General features: G+C 71.7%; 15 protein-coding genes. 7 read left to right on the forward strand and 8 right to left on the reverse strand.

What is annotated here, in order from left to right; genetic code table 11:
• Nucleotides 1-1,031: LysR family transcriptional regulator (locus tag CCR97_RS24455; protein ID WP_201159962.1), on the forward strand; the 1,031-nt coding region annotated here is incomplete at its 5' end.
• 151 nt (nucleotides 1,032-1,182) lie between these two features.
• On the opposite strand, the gene CCR97_RS24460 is transcribed toward CCR97_RS24455, so the two are convergent.
• From CCR97_RS24460 to CCR97_RS24485, 6 genes are read right to left on the reverse strand one after another with little or no spacing between them, the layout of a single operon-like run.
• Complete coding sequence (locus tag CCR97_RS24460) at nucleotides 1,183-1,719, reverse strand: hypothetical protein (protein ID WP_111358875.1); 537 nt, start codon at nucleotides 1,717-1,719, stop codon at nucleotides 1,183-1,185.
• Between the two features lie 12 nt (nucleotides 1,720-1,731).
• A complete protein-coding gene (locus tag CCR97_RS24465) occupies nucleotides 1,732-2,259 on the reverse strand; it encodes a hypothetical protein (protein WP_111358876.1) in 528 nt (175 codons plus the stop codon).
• Nucleotides 2,260-2,290: 31 nt separating this feature from the next.
• A complete protein-coding gene (locus CCR97_RS24470; RefSeq protein ID WP_111358877.1) occupies nucleotides 2,291-3,484 on the reverse strand; it encodes an NnrS family protein in 1,194 nt (397 codons plus the stop codon).
• Nucleotides 3,481-4,263: an ABC transporter ATP-binding protein gene (locus CCR97_RS24475; RefSeq protein ID WP_111358878.1), complete on the reverse strand. Its 783-nt coding sequence runs from the start codon at nucleotides 4,261-4,263 to the stop codon at nucleotides 3,481-3,483. The genes CCR97_RS24470 and CCR97_RS24475 overlap by 4 nt, the downstream gene beginning before the upstream one ends.
• A 5-nt stretch (nucleotides 4,264-4,268) precedes the next feature.
• On the reverse strand, nucleotides 4,269-5,090 hold the full coding sequence (locus tag CCR97_RS24480; protein WP_111358879.1) for an ABC transporter permease: 822 nt from the start codon (nucleotides 5,088-5,090) through the stop codon (nucleotides 4,269-4,271).
• Nucleotides 5,087-6,091 (reverse strand): ABC transporter substrate-binding protein, encoded by a 1,005-nt coding sequence (locus CCR97_RS24485; protein ID WP_111358880.1) that lies wholly within the window; start codon nucleotides 6,089-6,091, stop codon nucleotides 5,087-5,089. Before CCR97_RS24485 ends, CCR97_RS24480 begins: the two co-directional genes overlap by 4 nt.
• Before the next feature lie 318 nt (nucleotides 6,092-6,409).
• On the opposite strand from CCR97_RS24485, the gene CCR97_RS24490 reads away from it, so the two are divergent.
• The 4 genes from CCR97_RS24490 (at nucleotide 6,410) to nusB (ending at nucleotide 9,211) form a co-directional block, all read left to right on the forward strand.
• A complete protein-coding gene (locus CCR97_RS24490; protein ID WP_111358881.1) occupies nucleotides 6,410-7,276 on the forward strand; it encodes a DMT family transporter in 867 nt (288 codons plus the stop codon).
• Nucleotides 7,277-7,475: 199 nt separating this feature from the next.
• Nucleotides 7,476-8,087, forward strand: a complete 612-nt coding sequence (locus CCR97_RS24495; RefSeq protein ID WP_111358976.1) for a riboflavin synthase — start codon at nucleotides 7,476-7,478, stop codon at nucleotides 8,085-8,087.
• Nucleotides 8,088-8,186: 99 nt separating this feature from the next.
• Nucleotides 8,187-8,693: a 6,7-dimethyl-8-ribityllumazine synthase gene (ribH, locus tag CCR97_RS24500; protein WP_111358977.1), complete on the forward strand. Its 507-nt coding sequence runs from the start codon at nucleotides 8,187-8,189 to the stop codon at nucleotides 8,691-8,693.
• The gene (gene nusB, locus CCR97_RS24505) at nucleotides 8,690-9,211 is read left to right on the forward strand and encodes a transcription antitermination factor NusB (protein WP_245429066.1); all 522 of its coding nucleotides are present in this window, start codon (nucleotides 8,690-8,692) and stop codon (nucleotides 9,209-9,211) included. Before ribH ends, nusB begins: the two co-directional genes overlap by 4 nt.
• A gap of 244 nt (nucleotides 9,212-9,455) precedes the next feature.
• Here the strand turns inward: nusB and CCR97_RS24510 are convergent, their stop codons facing one another.
• Nucleotides 9,456-9,857: a hypothetical protein gene (locus tag CCR97_RS24510; RefSeq protein ID WP_201159963.1), complete on the reverse strand. Its 402-nt coding sequence runs from the start codon at nucleotides 9,855-9,857 to the stop codon at nucleotides 9,456-9,458.
• Between the two features lie 353 nt (nucleotides 9,858-10,210).
• Here CCR97_RS24510 and CCR97_RS24515 point away from each other — a divergent pair, with 353 nt between their 5' ends.
• Nucleotides 10,211-10,810 carry a TetR/AcrR family transcriptional regulator gene (locus CCR97_RS24515; RefSeq protein WP_111358979.1) on the forward strand — a complete coding sequence of 200 codons (600 nt, stop codon included), beginning with the start codon at nucleotides 10,211-10,213 and terminating at the stop codon, nucleotides 10,808-10,810.
• An 80-nt stretch (nucleotides 10,811-10,890) separates the two neighbouring features.
• On the opposite strand, the gene phbB is transcribed toward CCR97_RS24515, so the two are convergent.
• The gene (gene phbB / locus CCR97_RS24520; RefSeq protein WP_201159964.1) at nucleotides 10,891-11,628 is read right to left on the reverse strand and encodes an acetoacetyl-CoA reductase; all 738 of its coding nucleotides are present in this window, start codon (nucleotides 11,626-11,628) and stop codon (nucleotides 10,891-10,893) included.
• Between the two features lie 585 nt (nucleotides 11,629-12,213).
• Between phbB and CCR97_RS24525 the strand changes: the two genes are divergently transcribed.
• The gene (locus tag CCR97_RS24525) at nucleotides 12,214-14,244 is read left to right on the forward strand and encodes a methyl-accepting chemotaxis protein (protein WP_146618848.1); all 2,031 of its coding nucleotides are present in this window, start codon (nucleotides 12,214-12,216) and stop codon (nucleotides 14,242-14,244) included.
• Nucleotides 14,245-14,340 lie beyond the last annotated feature (96 nt).

Below are 14,340 nucleotides of genomic sequence, written 5' to 3' on the forward strand. Positions count from 1 at the left end.
TGCTGACCGACGCCGGGCGACTGCTGGCGCGCCGCACCGCGCGCCTGTTCGCCCAGCTCCGCGGGGCGGTCGGTGCCGCGACCGGGACGGATCCGGCGGACGACGCGGCGGGCCGCATCGTGCGGGCGCTCGCCGACGCGCATCTGCGCGCGCTTTCGGCGGTGTGGACGGCGCAGACGTTTCGGCGCGCCGCGGCGGCCCTCGGCATCGCCGAGCCGACCCTGCACCGCGCCGCCCGCGATCTCGAGAAGCTGATCGGCGTCGCCCTCTACCGCCGCACCCGCGACGGCGTCGGCCTGTCGGCCACGGGGGCCGAGCTCGCCCGCCGCTTCGCGCTCGCCGCCGCCGAGGTGAGGGCGGCGCGCGAGGAGCTCGCGCTCGCGCGCGGCAGCGCCGCCGCCACGGTGGTGATCGGCGTCCTGGCGCTCGCCCCGGTGCGGCTCGTCGCCCGCGCCGCCGAGGCGGTGCTGCGCGCGCATCCGGGCGCCCGCGTCACCATCCGCGAGGCGTCCTATGCGAGCCTCGCCGACGCGCTGCGCAGCGGCGCCCTCGACCTGATCTTCGGGGCGCTGCGGGCGCCGCCGCCGTTCGACGATCTCGCCGAGGCGGCGCTGTTCGACGACCCGTACCGGATCGCCTGCCGGCGCGGTCATCCGCTCGCCGGCCGCCGCGACCTGACGCCCGCCGATCTGCGGCCCTATGGCTGGGTGGTGCCGACCGCGCCGCTGCCGCGCCGCGCCGTGGTCGATCGCGTGCGCGCCGCCTGGGACCTGCCGGCCGGCGTGGACGTCGAGGCGGACTCGCTCGGCGGCGTCGTCGCCGTGCTGGCCGAGACCGACCGGCTCAGCCTGCTGCCGCGCCTCGGCGTCGCCCGCGACGGTGCCGGCGGGCCGGACGATCTCGCGGTGCTCGATCTGGCGGTGCCGCATCCGCGCCGCGTCGTCGGCATCACGACCCGCACCGACTGGCTCCCGACCGCCCTGCAGGCGGAGCTTTTGGAGCGGCTGCGGGAGGTCTGCCGGGACGTGTGAGGGAAGGCACGGCGTGCCCCGGACGCGGCGCAGCGCCTGCGCTGCGCCGTCGAGCCGGGGCCGAGGGGCGCCGGGGCAGGCGTTGCGTGTGTGGCCCCTGGGTCCCGGGTCACGGCGGAGTGCGCCGCGCCCGGGACACGAGGCGTCTCGCTTACGCCACCATCCGCCGGCTCTCGATCGGACGCAGCTCGAGGATGTCCTCGGGCCTCATCGGGATCATGGCGACGCCGACGTCGCGCTTGTAGCCGTTCCAGCGGGCGATCTCGGCCTCGGTGCCGAAGCCGGCCTCGACCTTCTTGCCGGTGGTCGCGAAGTCGTCCGGCAGCAGGCCCTCGCGCACCCACAGGGCGACGGCGCCACAGGGGCGGTGAACCTCGAAGCAGAAGCGGCCGAACGGCGAGGCCGGCCCGTGCGCCAGCGTCTGGTCGACGACGAGGCGCTTGCGCGACACCGCCCGCAGCATGAACTCGAAGCTGTCGATCAGGCCGGGCGGATTGAGGCCGGCCACAATGGCGACCTCGTCGCGATGCGGCACGCCGGCGGCCGGGAAGGCGGCGAAGGCGCGCTGCAGCACCTTGATCGACAGCACGACGCCGCCGAAGTGATCCTTGTCGTGGAACGCCTCGAGGTCGTCGAGCGTGATGGTCAGCTCGCCCGCGTAATCGCGAATCTTGATGGACGGGATCATGTCAGCGGTCCTTCAGCTCTTCACCACGGGGCCGATCTCGAACAGGTCGGCGGCCGGCGACGCCAGCACGCGATCCGCCATCTCGTGGCGCAGCGCATCGAAGCGCGCCACCTCGGCGTCGCTCGCGAGCCCGCCCGCGGTCTTCGAGGCGAGGGCGAGGAACTCGCTGGTCAGCGTGCCCTCCTTGAGCCACAGGCTCACCGACGTGCCCTTGTGGCGGATCTCGAACCAGAAGTGCTCGCCGCACACCGCCTGGCCCTTCTTGGCGCCGTGATCGAGCAAGGCACGCTGGCGGCTGAAGGCGCGGGTCGCGCATTCGAGCCCGTCGACGACGCCGGGGCCGTCGACCCCGATCGCCACCTGGATGGCGCGGCGCTCGGGCGGGCCGTCGGGCGAGATCAGCGGGAACGCCGTCTCCAGGACCTTGTAGGCGACCGCGACGCCGCCCGGATGCGGGCCGCCGTGGAACGTGAGCATCTGCTCGTAGCTGATCGCGACCGGGTTCTGCTTCGACCCGCGCATCTTCAAAACGTGCGTCATCGTCTCTCCTTTCAAAACGAGCGAAGTGATTTCATGCCTGCCCGCCGCCGACCCGCGGCGCGACGAGCCAGCGGCCGAACACGGCGAGCCAGGCGAGGAAGCCGGCCGCCCACAGCGCGCTCGGCAGCGCGACGCCCGCCCACGGCATCGCCGCGGGCGCGATCTCGGGCGTGATCACGCGAAGAAGCGTCGCCGCGACGATCAGGGCGGGCGCGATCCACACGGCGGCCGGCAGCGGGAAGCTGCGGCCGGTGTGGCGCAGCGACACGATCGACATCACGGTCGCGACGGTGAGCGAGGCGGCGCCCATGCCGAGCAAGTGGCGCAGGCCGGTCGGATCGAGACCGGCGCCGAGCGCCACCGCGCCGAGCCCGGCGAGGCCGGCCGCCAGAAACGCCTGCGCCACGTAGAAGAGGAGCATCTGCGGGCGCAGCAGCGCGGCGCCGCGATGCAGCTCGACCATGCGGTCGAGCTGGGCGCAGGCGGCGGCGAGCGCGATCCAGCCGGTCACCGGGCTCGTCGGCGCCACCGTGTCGGCGATGGCGAACAGAAGAAGCGTCGCGACGGCGAGATGCCGGCGCCCGGGAGAAAGCCGCGGCGGCCCCTTGCGTCCGGTCTCGCGCAGCGCGGCGCCGAGCGCGACGGGCAGGATGCGGCCGAGCGCCAGCGCGATCGCCACCAGCAGAAGATCGAGGCCGAGGATCACGGCGGCGTCCGGCGTGCCGGGCAGCGCGCCGAGCCGCGTCATGTGGAACCAGAAGTTCGCGGCGAGCAGGCCGAGCATCACCAGGCCGAGGTCGATCGGCCGGCGGCCGGCCTTGGACAGCGCGGGCAGGGCGCTGCCGAACACGGCCGGCAGGAAGGCGAGGTCGGCGAGCGCGACCACCTCGGCCGGCAGCACGCCGTCGAGCCAGAAGGCGACGCGGCCGGCGAGCCAGACCATCACGAGGGCCGCGAGCGGCCGGCCGGCGACGGGCGGCGTGCCGGTCCAGCTCGGGAAGGCGGTGAGCGCGAAGCCCGCCATCGCGGCGGCGAGGCAGCCGAAGATCTGCTCGTGCGCGTGCCAGGCGGCGCTCCCCACCGTGCCGGCACCGACCAGCCCGGTCCAGATCACCGGCAGCGGCAGCACGGCGGCGACGGCGGCGAGCGGCACCAGCAGGAAGAACGGCCGGAAGGCCTCGCTCAGCACGGCATCGCGCGTCGCTTGCGTCGCCACCGGTTTCATCGCGGCGACTCCGGCTCGACCGAGAGTGCCGCCGCGGTCGCAGGATCCGCGAGCAGGCGGCCGACCTCGGCATGGACGAAGCCGTCGTCGCGCGCCGCGTGCGGCACCGCGATGTCGTGCATGGCGGCGACATGGGCCGGGCGCGGCGAGAGAACAAAAACGCGGTCGGCCATGCGCACGGCCTCGGCGAGGTCGTGCGTCACCAGCACGGTGGTGAGCCCGCGCGCGTCGATCAGCCGCTGCACCAGCGCCTGCATCTGCCGGCGCAGCCCGACGTCGAGCGCGCTGAACGGCTCGTCGAGCAGCAAGAGATCCGGCTCGATCGCCAGCGCCCGGGCGAGCGCGACGCGCTGGCGCATGCCGCCCGACAGCGCGTGCGGGAACTTGTCGCCGTCGTCCTCCGACAGGCCGACGACGCGCAAGAGCGCGTCGGCGCGCGCGAGGCGCTCGGAGGCGCGCATCGGCAGCGCCTTCAGCCCGAACGCGATGTTCTTTCGCGCGTCCCGCCACGGCAGGAGGCACGGGTCCTGGAACGCGAAGGCGGGGCGCGCAAAACCGTGGACGATGCGGCCCTGATCGGGCTGCACGAGGCCGCCGATCATCGCCAAGAGCGTGCTCTTGCCACAGCCCGAGGGGCCGATCAGGCACCCGACTTTTCCGGCGGGCAGCGCGAAGGAGATTTTCGCCAGCACCGGCTCCGGCCCGAACGCATGCGACACGGCCTCGACCACGAGGCCGGGCGTCGTCGTCGCCAGAGTGCCGTCGGGTGCGAGCGTCATGCCGATCAGATCCCCGGCATGTCGCGCGCCTCGGCGCCGGGGAGATCGCGCCGCCAGGTGAGCAGGCGGCGGCGCAGCGGCTCGAGCAGCAGATATTCGACCGCGAGCAGCAGCGCGACGACGACCAGGATCCACGCCATCGCCTTGACGGTGTCGACCTGCACGCGCGCGGTCGCGAGCCCGTCGCCGATGCCGCCGGCGCCGCTCAGCAGTTCGGTCATCACGGCGACCTTCCATGAGAGCGCGAGCGCGGTGGCGATCGCCGGGAACAGATAGGAGAGCATGTGCGGCAGGTAGACGTCGGTCACCAGCACATGGCGCGGCACCCGGAAAGCGCGCGCCATGCGGCGCAGCGCGCCGTCGAGGCTGCGCACGCCTTCGGCCGCGCTCGCGAACACGATCGGCGCACTCGTCACCAGCACGGTGAACACGACGGCGAGCCCCGAGCCGCCGAACCACAGGAGCGACAGCACCACCCAGGCGATCGCCGGGATGCCGAGCATGAGCGTCGCGATCGGCGCCAGCAGGCGCCGCATCATGTCGGACAGGCCGGCCAGCGCGCCCAACACGCCGCCGACCACGACACCGAGCAGAAATCCCGCGAGCGCGTTGCGGCTGGTCTCCACCACGGCCGGCCACACCTTGCCGGCGAGCGTCATCTGCCACAGCGCCGCGAAGGTCTCGCGCGGGGAGGGGAGCACCAGCGTGCCGTAGGCGGCGTGGCCCGCCTCCCACAGCGCGACGAGCAGCAACAGGCTCGCGGCCGCGCCCCAGCCGCCCCAGACATAGTCCAATGCCTGAGCAAGGCGGGCGCGCAGCCGGATCATGCGGCGGGGCCCCAGTAGAAGGCGTCGTCGGGCAGACGGCCGCCGAGGATGTCGGGCGACATCTCCATCAGGGCCGTGAAGTAGTGCTGCAGGTCGGGCTTCGCGTCGGCGGCGGCGACGACGTCGAGGCGGAAATGCGGGATCGACCGCTCGACCACAGGCGCGGCGAGATCGAGCGTCGCGGCGCCGAGCTTGCCGGCCTCGGCCGGGTTGTCGAGCACCCAGCGGGCGCTCTCGATGCAGCCCTGGTGGATCGCCCGCACCAGCTCGGGGTTCGCCTGGAGAAAGTCCTCGCGCATGCCGAGGCCGGCCTGGGCGATGCGCGGCGGCCGTCCGGTCAGACGTCCGTAGACGGCGGTGAGGTCGGCGGTCCGGCGCACCGTGACGCCGGCCGCTGCGCCGCGGATCTGTGCCGCCGTCGCGGCCGGCTCGGAGATCACGGCGAGGGAGGCACGACCGGCGAGCAGAAGCTGCACGGCCTCGGTGGGCGTGCCGACATACTGCAGCTTCACGTCGGTGTCGGGGTTCATGCCGAGCTTGCGCAGCGTCATGCGGAAGATCAGGTCGGGCGCGTCGTTGCGGAACGCCATCAGCACCGTCTTGCCGGCGATGTCCTCGATCTTCTGAACAGCCTCGTCGCGGCTCATCAGATAGAGGAGACCCCAGGTGACGATGTTCATCAGCCGCACGGGGACGCCGCGGTTGCGCATGTTGGCGCAGGAGTAGGACGGCGTGCCGAACACCGCCATCTCGCCCGAGACGACGCCGGCCCGCATCTGGTCGGGCGTGCGCCACACCTTCAGCTGCGCCTTGTCGGCGAAGCGCGCCAGCGCGCCGGTCTCGATCAGCCGCGCCATCACGACCGACGGCGTCGCGGGCATGCCGTTGATCACGACGCTCGCGAGCTTTTCGCCGGCCATCGCCGGGCTGCGCGGGATCACGGCGGCGAGGCCGGTGGCGGCGAGACCCGTCAGTGCGTCGCGTCGGCTCGCAAACACCATCCCGCATCCTCCTGCTTCGACGGCCGATCGCGCCTGCCGGCGGCGTCCCGGCCATGGGTGCTGGGCTGGATAGTCGGTCGCCGGTACCTCCGGCATACGAGGAAGTACCGAACGGACCTGGAATCCGGACAGACTTGGAATCCGAGCAGACTTGGAACCATTGGAAAATGCAAACCTTTCCAACTGCGCTTGACGGCGCGGCCGCAGCCGGCGAGTTCTGGCGGGTCCGGTCGCGCGCGCCGTTCCGCGCAGCGCCGTCCGGCCGCCCCGCCCGGATCTCTGCGTCCGATACCCCCGCCCGCACCCCCGTCCGTGTCCATGGCCTCGCGTTCCGTCGTCTCCGGCATCCTGTTCATGATCGGCTGCACGATCATGTTCGCGATCGGCAGTGCCGTCTCGAAATGGCAGGTCGCAACCTATCCGGTCGGCGAGATCCTGTTCGTCCGGGTCCTGGTGTCGCTCGTCACGGTGTCGATCATCATCCTGCCCAAGACCGGCCTCGAGGTGTTCCGCACCCGCCGGCTGCGCGACCACGCGACCCGCTCGGTCACCCAGGCGGCGGCGCAGACCTGCATCATGATCGCGCTCAGCCTGATGCCGCTGGCGAGCGTCATCGCCGTCAACTTCTCGGCGCCGCTGTTCGCGACCCTCTTCTCGGCCCTGATCTTCAAGGAGACGGCCGGGCGCGCCCGCTGGGCCGCGCTGGTCGCCGGCTTCGCCGGCGTGCTGATCGTCACCCATCCGGGTGCCGAGACGTTCCAGATCGGCTTCCTGTTCGCGATCGGCAATGCGGTGCTCTACGGCCTCGTCACGGCGGGCGTGCGCAGCATGACCCGCACCGAGTCGCCCGCCACCCTCACCATGTGGCAGATGGTGATGCTGACCGTGATCTTCACCGCGGCGCTGCCGTTCGGCTTCGTCATGCCGACGGCCTGGGACGGCGTGCTGATGCTGGTGAACGGCGTGTCGAACGCCATCGGCCAGTACTGGTGGACCAAGGCCCTGCATCTCGCGCCGGCCGGCGCGGTCGGGCCGTTCTATTACCTGTCGCTCGTGTGGGCGATGGGGATCGGCTTCCTGGTGTGGGGCGACGTGCCCACCGTGCACCTCCTGATCGGCTCCGCCGTCGTCGTCGCCTCCGGCCTCGCGCTCCTGTGGCACGAGACGGGGCGCAAGAAGGGCTGAGGGGGAAGGCTCCCGACTCCGTGTCCCGGACGAGGCGGATCGCGCCGCAGGTGCGATCCGCCGAAGAGCCGGGACCCAGGGGCGACAGGGCAGGCGCATCGCCCGATCGCTCCTGGGTCCCGGGTCACGGCGCGGTGCGCCGCGCCCGGGACACGAGGCCGACATTGCATTCCCCCTCGCGCCGCACTAATCCAGGGCCATGTTCACGGGCATCGTCACCGATATCGGCACCGTCGTCGCGGTCGCACCGCGCGCCGACGACCTGCGCCGCCTCACCATCGCCTGCGCCTACGACCGCGCGACCATCGTCGACGGCGCTTCGATCGCCTGCAGCGGCACCTGCCTCACCGTGGTGTCCGCCGGGGTGGAGCAGGGGCGCACTTGGTTCGCGGTCGATGCCGCCGCCGAGACGCTGCGGCTCACCACGGTCGGCCGCTGGACGGCCGGCTCGCGGATCAATCTCGAGCGGGCGCTGAAGATCGGCGACGAGCTCGGCGGCCACCTCGTCACCGGCCATGTCGACGGCCTCGCCACGCTGATCGCGCGTGAAGACCTCGGCGAGATGTCGAAGATGACGTTCCGGGCGCCGGCACCGCTCGCCCGCTTCGTCGCCACCAAGGGCTCAGTGACGCTCGCGGGCGTGTCGCTCACCGTCAACGACGTCGACGGCGACGCGTTCTCGGTGCTGCTGATTCCGCACACGCTGCAGGTGACGACGCTGGGCGATCTCGCGCCGGGCGACCCGGTCAACCTCGAGGTCGACCTGATGGCGCGCTATGCCGCACGCCTCGCGGAGGCCTCGCCGGCCTAGACCCGGGGGGCGCCACGTCGCCGCGCAGGGGCGGTCTGCCGCGGTCGGGGTTGCGGCCGGTCCCGCCGGCTTGCTACTGACGGCGCGACCGAGGAACCCATGGCCGGACCGAGCATAGCGACCCGCACCACCGAAGAGCCCTTGCCGGGCGCGCGCATCCTCATCGTCGAGGCGCGCTACTACGGCGCCATCGCCGACGCGCTGCTGGAGGGCGCCCGGCGGGTGCTCGACGCCGCCGGCGTCGAGTGGGACATCGTCAGCGTGACCGGCTCGCTCGAGGTGCCGCAGGCCGTGGCGATCGCGCTCGAGGCGCCCGTCCACACCCGGCGGCTGCCGTTCGACGGCATCGTCGCGCTCGGCTGCGTGATCCGCGGCGAGACCAGCCATTACGACATCGTCGCCGGCGAATCCGCCCGCGCGCTGATGGACCTCGCGGTCCGCCACCGGGTGCCGATCGGCAACGGCATCGTCACCACCGACACGCACGAGCAGGCCGAGACCCGCGCCGATCCGGAGCGGGGCGACAAGGGCGGCGTCGCCGCCGCCGCCGTGACGTCGCTGATCCGGGTGAAGCGCCACCTCCAGAGCCCGCGGAGCGAGCGGTGAGCCGCGAGCCCAAGCCCGAGCCCAAGCCCGTGCGCGAGCCCAAGCCGGTGCGCAAGGCGAACCGCCGCGGCGCCGCGCGGCTTGCCGCCGTGCAGGCGCTCTACCAGATGGACATCGCGGCGACGCCGCTGCACGAGATCCTCGCCCAGTTCGAGAGCCACTGGATCGGCCGCGAGGTCGAGGGCGAGCAGTACCTGCCGGCCGAGGAGAGCTTCTTCCGCGACATCGTCAACGGGGTCGTCGAGGGCCAGCGCAAGCTCGACCCGCTGGTCGACCAGGCGCTCGAATCGAGCTGGCCGCTCAAGCGCGTCGAGGCGATCCTGCGCTCGGTGCTGCGGGCCGGCGCCTGGGAGCTCGACAAGCGTCGCGACATCCCGGCCCGCGTCGTCGTCTCCGAATATGTCGACGTCGCCAACGCCTTCGTCGACCGCGACGAGACCGGCATGGTCAACGCCGTGCTCGACGAGGTCGCCCGCCGCCTGCGCGCCGGCGAGTTCGATCCCGCCCCGCAGGGGTGAGGAGGACTCGTCGGGCGGTGGAGCGGGCCCGACCGTCCTCGGCCGCGTGCCCCGGACAAGGCGCATCGAGCCGTAGGCTCGTTGCCCCGCAGAGCCGGGGCCCAGGGGCGGCGCGGTCAGCAGTTTCGGCAGGTCCCTCGTTCGGTCGCACTGGGTCCCGGTTCGCGGCGCGTCGCGCCGCGCCCGGGACATGAGGCTCCAGTCCGGGTCCGAGACTTCGGCCCGATGCTCAGCGGCCCGATGGTCAGCGCCAGCCGAGCATCCAGGCGCAGCCCGACCCGGGGAGGCAGCCGGTGCCGTAGGTCACGGCCGTCGCGGTCGGCACCACATAGGTCGGGTAGGCGTAGATCCGCCGCGCGTCGGTCGCGTAGATGGTGCCGTCCTGGTAGGGCGTCGCCCAGCCGACCGGACCGTAGGCCCCGTACGGCACCGGGCCGCCGACCGGAACGAAGCCGGCGCGCGCTCCCGGCAGCCGCGTCCGATACGACACGTACCAGCCGTAGCCCGGCCGCCAGGAATAGCCGTAGGCCGGCGGCGCCACCCGTGCGTAGCCGGGTCGGTAAGGGTAGGGCGCCTGTGCCGAGGCGGCAGGCGCGACGGCGAAGGTCGCGACGGCGACGGTCGCGGCACACGTCGCCGCGCGCATGATCCCGGTCCGCGTCATCTGTGGTCCCTTTCGATCGGAAGCTGGCCCTCGAACGCAACACGGCCGCCCGCGCCGACCGGCCGGGCCCGTCGTCTCGTTCTCCCACGGAAGCCTGAAGGACGAGATAACGCCGCGCCGGTCCGCGCCGCGGCGAGAGGACTAGCCCGAGGCCGCTCCGGATCGTGCTCGCGGTTCGGGGCAACGCTGCGGAAGGACGGGAAAAATCGGGAGAGGGGGAAAAGTACGGACCGGTAAAGAGTGTTCCATTCTCAGCAAAAGATATTAATGTACTAGCTCCATTCTAAAGCCGTCGATATCGGCAACCATTCGACAGTAAGTTTCGGAATGCACAGATGGCTCGCAAGTACGAGCTCAAGCGTCGGGCCGTCCGCCAGGATGCCACGCGCCAGAGGATCATCGCGGCCGCTGTCGACCTGCACTGCAGCGTCGGCCCGACCCGCACCAGCATCCTGGCGATCGCGGAGCGGGCCGGGGTCGAGCGCCCCACCGTCTATCGCCACTTCCCGACGCTGAACGCCCTCTATCTCGCCTGCGCGGACCGGTTCTGGACCGACAATCCGCTGCCCGACGCCGAGGCCTGGACCGGGATCACCGATCCGGAGGCGCGCCTGCGGCACGGGCTCGACGAGCTCTACGCGTTCTTCGAGCGGCTCTCGCCGGCGCTGTGGAACATCCTGCGGGACGTCGAGGACACGCCCGACCTCAAGCAGTTCTGCGCGGGCCATGCCGACTCGTGGACGCGGATGCGGGAGGTGCTGGCCGAGCCGTTCGCGGTTCCGCCGGAGCCGCGCGACAAGGTCGACGTGGCGATCGCCCACGCCGTCGACTATTTCGCCTGGCGGGCGTCGCGCCGCAACGGCGTGCCCAATGCCGCGATCGTCGACCTGATGGCCGGCATGGTGCGCGGCGGCTGCCTGGTCCGCGGCGGATAGAGCCCGGCGTGCATCTCTGCCGCGCCGGGCGGGCCGCTCCGGCGCCGGGGCGTCGGAGCGATCGTCGCGAGGCGACAGCCTTACATGTACTGGCCGCCGTTGGCGGCGATGTCGGTGCCGGTGATGTAGCCGGCGCTGTCCGACGACAGGAACACCACGATGTCGGCGATCTCGTCCGGAGAGCCCAGCCGGCCGACCGGGATCAGCGGCAGGATCTTGGTGTCCATCACCTCCTTGGGCACCGACAGCACCATCTTGGTGCCGAGATAGCCGGGCGAGATGGTGTTGACCGTGATGCCCTTGCGGCCGACCTCGAGGGCGAGCGACTTGGTGAAGCCGTACATGCCGGCCTTGGTGGCGGCGTAGTTCGACTGGCCGAACTGGCCCTTGGCGCCGTTCATCGAGGAGATGTTGATGATACGGCCCCAGCCGCGCTCCAGCATGCCGTCGATCACCTGCTTCGACATGTTGAAGACCGAGTAGAGGTTGGTGCGCAGCACCGCGTCCCACTGCTCGAACGTCATCTTGCGGAACATCGAGTCGCGGGTGATGCCGGCATTGTTGACCAGCACGTCGACCGGGCCGACCTCGGCCGCGATCTTGGCGACGCCCTCCTTGCACGACTCGTAGTCGGCGACGTCCATCTGATACGCCTTGAACTCGCGCCCTTCCTTCTTCTGGTTGTCCAGCCACTCGTCGATGTGCTTGTTGCCCGGCGAGCAGGTGACCGCGACCCGGTAACCGGCAGCGTGCATCTTCACGCTGATCGATTCACCCAGGCCCCCCATACCGCCGGTGATGACTGCAACGCGCATGATCTCAATTCCTCCGTTGAATGCGGCGTGACCTCGTCCCCCCGCCCGCGACCCGGATGTCGGCGACCGGGATGATCCGTGCCTTGGTTGGTCCGTCGGCCGCATGAGCGGCGCGTGGCCGTGTCCTCGGCGTTTGGTCCGCTCCGTGGCGCGTGCCTGCGCCGACGATCCGGACGTTTGGGCGCATCGCCGTCGGGTCTGACCTCGGCGTGCACCGGAAATCTGATTGCGTTTATGACAGTCGGGCGAGTGTGGGCGATTGCGGCGGCCGCTGCAAGGTGCGTGGGCCGTCCGCGTCGTATCTTTGGTCGTAAGAGACCTGCGACCGAATCGCCGGGTCTTTACCGTCGCCGAATGGGGCGACCGTCGACAGTCGTATTGCGCTTCGTCGAACCGTGTGGAGGGCCGCGGCGCGTCCTCGCGCCGGCCCCGCGAACCGAGCTAGCGCCCTGCGGGAAATTTGTCCGCATCCATGCGTCGGGCGCGTGGCTCCTTTACCCCTCCGCAACTTCTGCCCTCCTTACTAGTGCGCGGCGGCGAGTGCCCTCATCCACATCACAAGATCGCAACTCGCCCCGGAGGAAGGACATGCGGGGTTTTCGTTTGCGCGTCGGCGCCAAGCTGACGCTGTCGGCCCTCATCGGCATTGCCCTGGTCTCGGTGCTCGTCGGCAATGTGTATTTCAGCGGGCGTGACACCATCGTGGCGACCGAGACGGCGCTGATGCGGCAGAAGCTGATCCAGGACGCTGGTCGGGCCCAGGTCGAGTTCGAGCAGATGCGGGTCGCCTATCGCGAGATCAAGATGGCCCGGTCCAAGGAGGAGGTCGGCGCCGCGCTGACGAGCTTCCGCAAGACGGCCGCCGACGCCAGCCGGTATCTCGGCGAGATGCGCGGCGCGGTGCGCCTGAAGGACAATGCCGAGCGCATCGACCGCGCCGCCGCGCTGGTCGGCGCCTACGACAAGGCGGTCGAGGAGATCGGCGCGCTGCAGAACCGGATCTTCGAGCTGTGGGTCGCCCGCGACGAGGTGCTCGGCGTGTGGAACAAGGCGTTCGACGCCTTCGTCGCGTCCAAGGATCTGGCCGCGCAGCCGAACGGGGCCGAGGTCGAGGCGCTGGTGCGGGAGGCCGACTCGGTGTCGAAGACGGCCCGCATCGTCTCCTGGCGCTACGACGCCACCGAGGCGGGCGCCCAGGCGGCCCGCATCCCGCCGCTGCAGAAGAAGGCCCGCGACATTCTCCGCCAGGGCCGCGGCAAGCTCGGCGATCCGGCCCTGATCGCCGAGGTCGACGAGCTCGACAAGAACCTCGCCCGCTTCTCCCGGGTGATCGACGACACGGTCGCGGCGCGCGCGGCCCAGAGCGAAGTGCTGGAGAAGCGCCTGCGCCCGATCGTCGGCGAGATCGACAAGCTGCTCGACGAGACCGTCGCCTCGGCCACCCAGGTGGTCCGCTCCGAAGCCTCCGAGCTGATCGGCGGCGTCGGCAGCGCCACCCGGATGTCGGTGGTGCTCGGGCTTCTGGTCGTCGGCGTGCTGATCGGCTCGGCGGTGTTCGGCAGCCTCGCGATCGGCAAGCCGCTGCGCCGCATCGGCGCCGTGCTGCACGGCCTCGCCCAGGGTGATCGCGCCGTCGAGGTTCCCTACACGGGCCGCGGCGACGAGATCGGCGAGGCGGCCCGCGCGGCGCTCGCCTTCCGCGACAACCTCGCCCGGGTCGACCAGCTCGAGGCTGACCGCAAGGCCGCCGAGGCGCTGACCGCCGACGAGCGCCGTGCCGCCATGCACCGCCTCGCCGCCGAGTTCGAGGCGGCGGTCGGCGAGATCGTCGAGCGCGTCTCGCACGCCTCCGGGGCCCTCGAAGCGGCGGCCGGCGCCATGACGACGACGGCCGAGCAGACCGAGACGCTCGCCGGCACGGTCGCGGCCGCCTCCGAGGAGGCCTCGGCCAACGTCGCCGCGGTGGCGTCGGCGACCCAGGAGATGACCTCCTCGGTGGGCGAGATCGGCCGGCAGGTGCAGGAGTCGAGCCGCATCGCCGCCCACGCGGTCGCCCAGGCCCGAACGACGGACGAGCGGATCACGGCGCTGTCGCACTCGGCCGACCGCATCGGCGACGTCGTCAAGCTGATAACTGCGATCGCCGAGCAGACCAACTTGTTGGCCTTGAATGCGACGATCGAAGCTGCGCGCGCGGGAGAAGCCGGCAAGGGCTTCGCGGTCGTCGCCCAGGAGGTCAAGGCGCTCGCCGCCCAGACCGGCAAGGCGACCGGCGACATCTCGACCCAGATCGCCGGCATGCAGGCGGCGACCCACGACTCCGTCGGGGCCATCAAGGAGATCGGCGCCACCATCGCGCACATCGCCGAGATCGCCGCGGCGATCGCGGCGGCCGTCGAGGAGCAGGGGGCCGCGACCGGCGAGATCGCCCGCAACGTCCAGCAGGCCGCCAAGGGTACCGACGCGGTCGCCCGCCACATCACCGAGGTGAACCGCGGCGCCAGCGAGACCGGCACGGCGTCGGCCCAAGTCCTCGGCGCCGCCAGAGAACTCTCCAAGGACGGCACCGCGCTGCGCCAGCAGGTCGGCAAGTTCCTCAGCGCGGTGCGGGCCGCCTGAGCCGGGCGGCGCATCACGGGCTTTCGCGAACAGAATCGGGCGCCCCCGCGGGGCGCCCGTTTTTTTAGGTCCGTCCGGCAAGCGTCGGAGCCAGAT

This window comes from Rhodoplanes elegans (genome assembly GCF_016653355.1).
GTDB classification, from domain to species: domain Bacteria; phylum Pseudomonadota; class Alphaproteobacteria; order Rhizobiales; family Xanthobacteraceae; genus Rhodoplanes; species Rhodoplanes elegans.

What these genes read in the sequence shown, in the direction of transcription:
- CCR97_RS24525 (WP_146618848.1), top strand. Translation starts at nt 12,214, where the DNA reads ATGCGGGGTTTTCGTTTGCGCGTCGGCGCCAAGCTGACGCTGTCGGCC.
- CCR97_RS24510 (WP_201159963.1), bottom strand. Translation starts at nt 9,857, where the DNA reads ATGCGCGCGGCGACGTGTGCCGCGACCGTCGCCGTCGCGACCTTCGCC.
- CCR97_RS24485 (WP_111358880.1), bottom strand. Translation starts at nt 6,091, where the DNA reads ATGGTGTTTGCGAGCCGACGCGACGCACTGACGGGTCTCGCCGCCACC.
- CCR97_RS24495 (WP_111358976.1), top strand. Translation starts at nt 7,476, where the DNA reads ATGTTCACGGGCATCGTCACCGATATCGGCACCGTCGTCGCGGTCGCA.
- CCR97_RS24515 (WP_111358979.1), top strand. Translation starts at nt 10,211, where the DNA reads ATGGCTCGCAAGTACGAGCTCAAGCGTCGGGCCGTCCGCCAGGATGCC.
- CCR97_RS24490 (WP_111358881.1), top strand. Translation starts at nt 6,410, where the DNA reads ATGGCCTCGCGTTCCGTCGTCTCCGGCATCCTGTTCATGATCGGCTGC.
- CCR97_RS24470 (WP_111358877.1), bottom strand. Translation starts at nt 3,484, where the DNA reads ATGAAACCGGTGGCGACGCAAGCGACGCGCGATGCCGTGCTGAGCGAG.
- CCR97_RS24480 (WP_111358879.1), bottom strand. Translation starts at nt 5,090, where the DNA reads ATGATCCGGCTGCGCGCCCGCCTTGCTCAGGCATTGGACTATGTCTGG.
- CCR97_RS24475 (WP_111358878.1), bottom strand. Translation starts at nt 4,263, where the DNA reads ATGACGCTCGCACCCGACGGCACTCTGGCGACGACGACGCCCGGCCTC.
- CCR97_RS24460 (WP_111358875.1), bottom strand. Translation starts at nt 1,719, where the DNA reads ATGATCCCGTCCATCAAGATTCGCGATTACGCGGGCGAGCTGACCATC.
- ribH (WP_111358977.1), top strand. Translation starts at nt 8,187, where the DNA reads ATGGCCGGACCGAGCATAGCGACCCGCACCACCGAAGAGCCCTTGCCG.
- CCR97_RS24465 (WP_111358876.1), bottom strand. Translation starts at nt 2,259, where the DNA reads ATGACGCACGTTTTGAAGATGCGCGGGTCGAAGCAGAACCCGGTCGCG.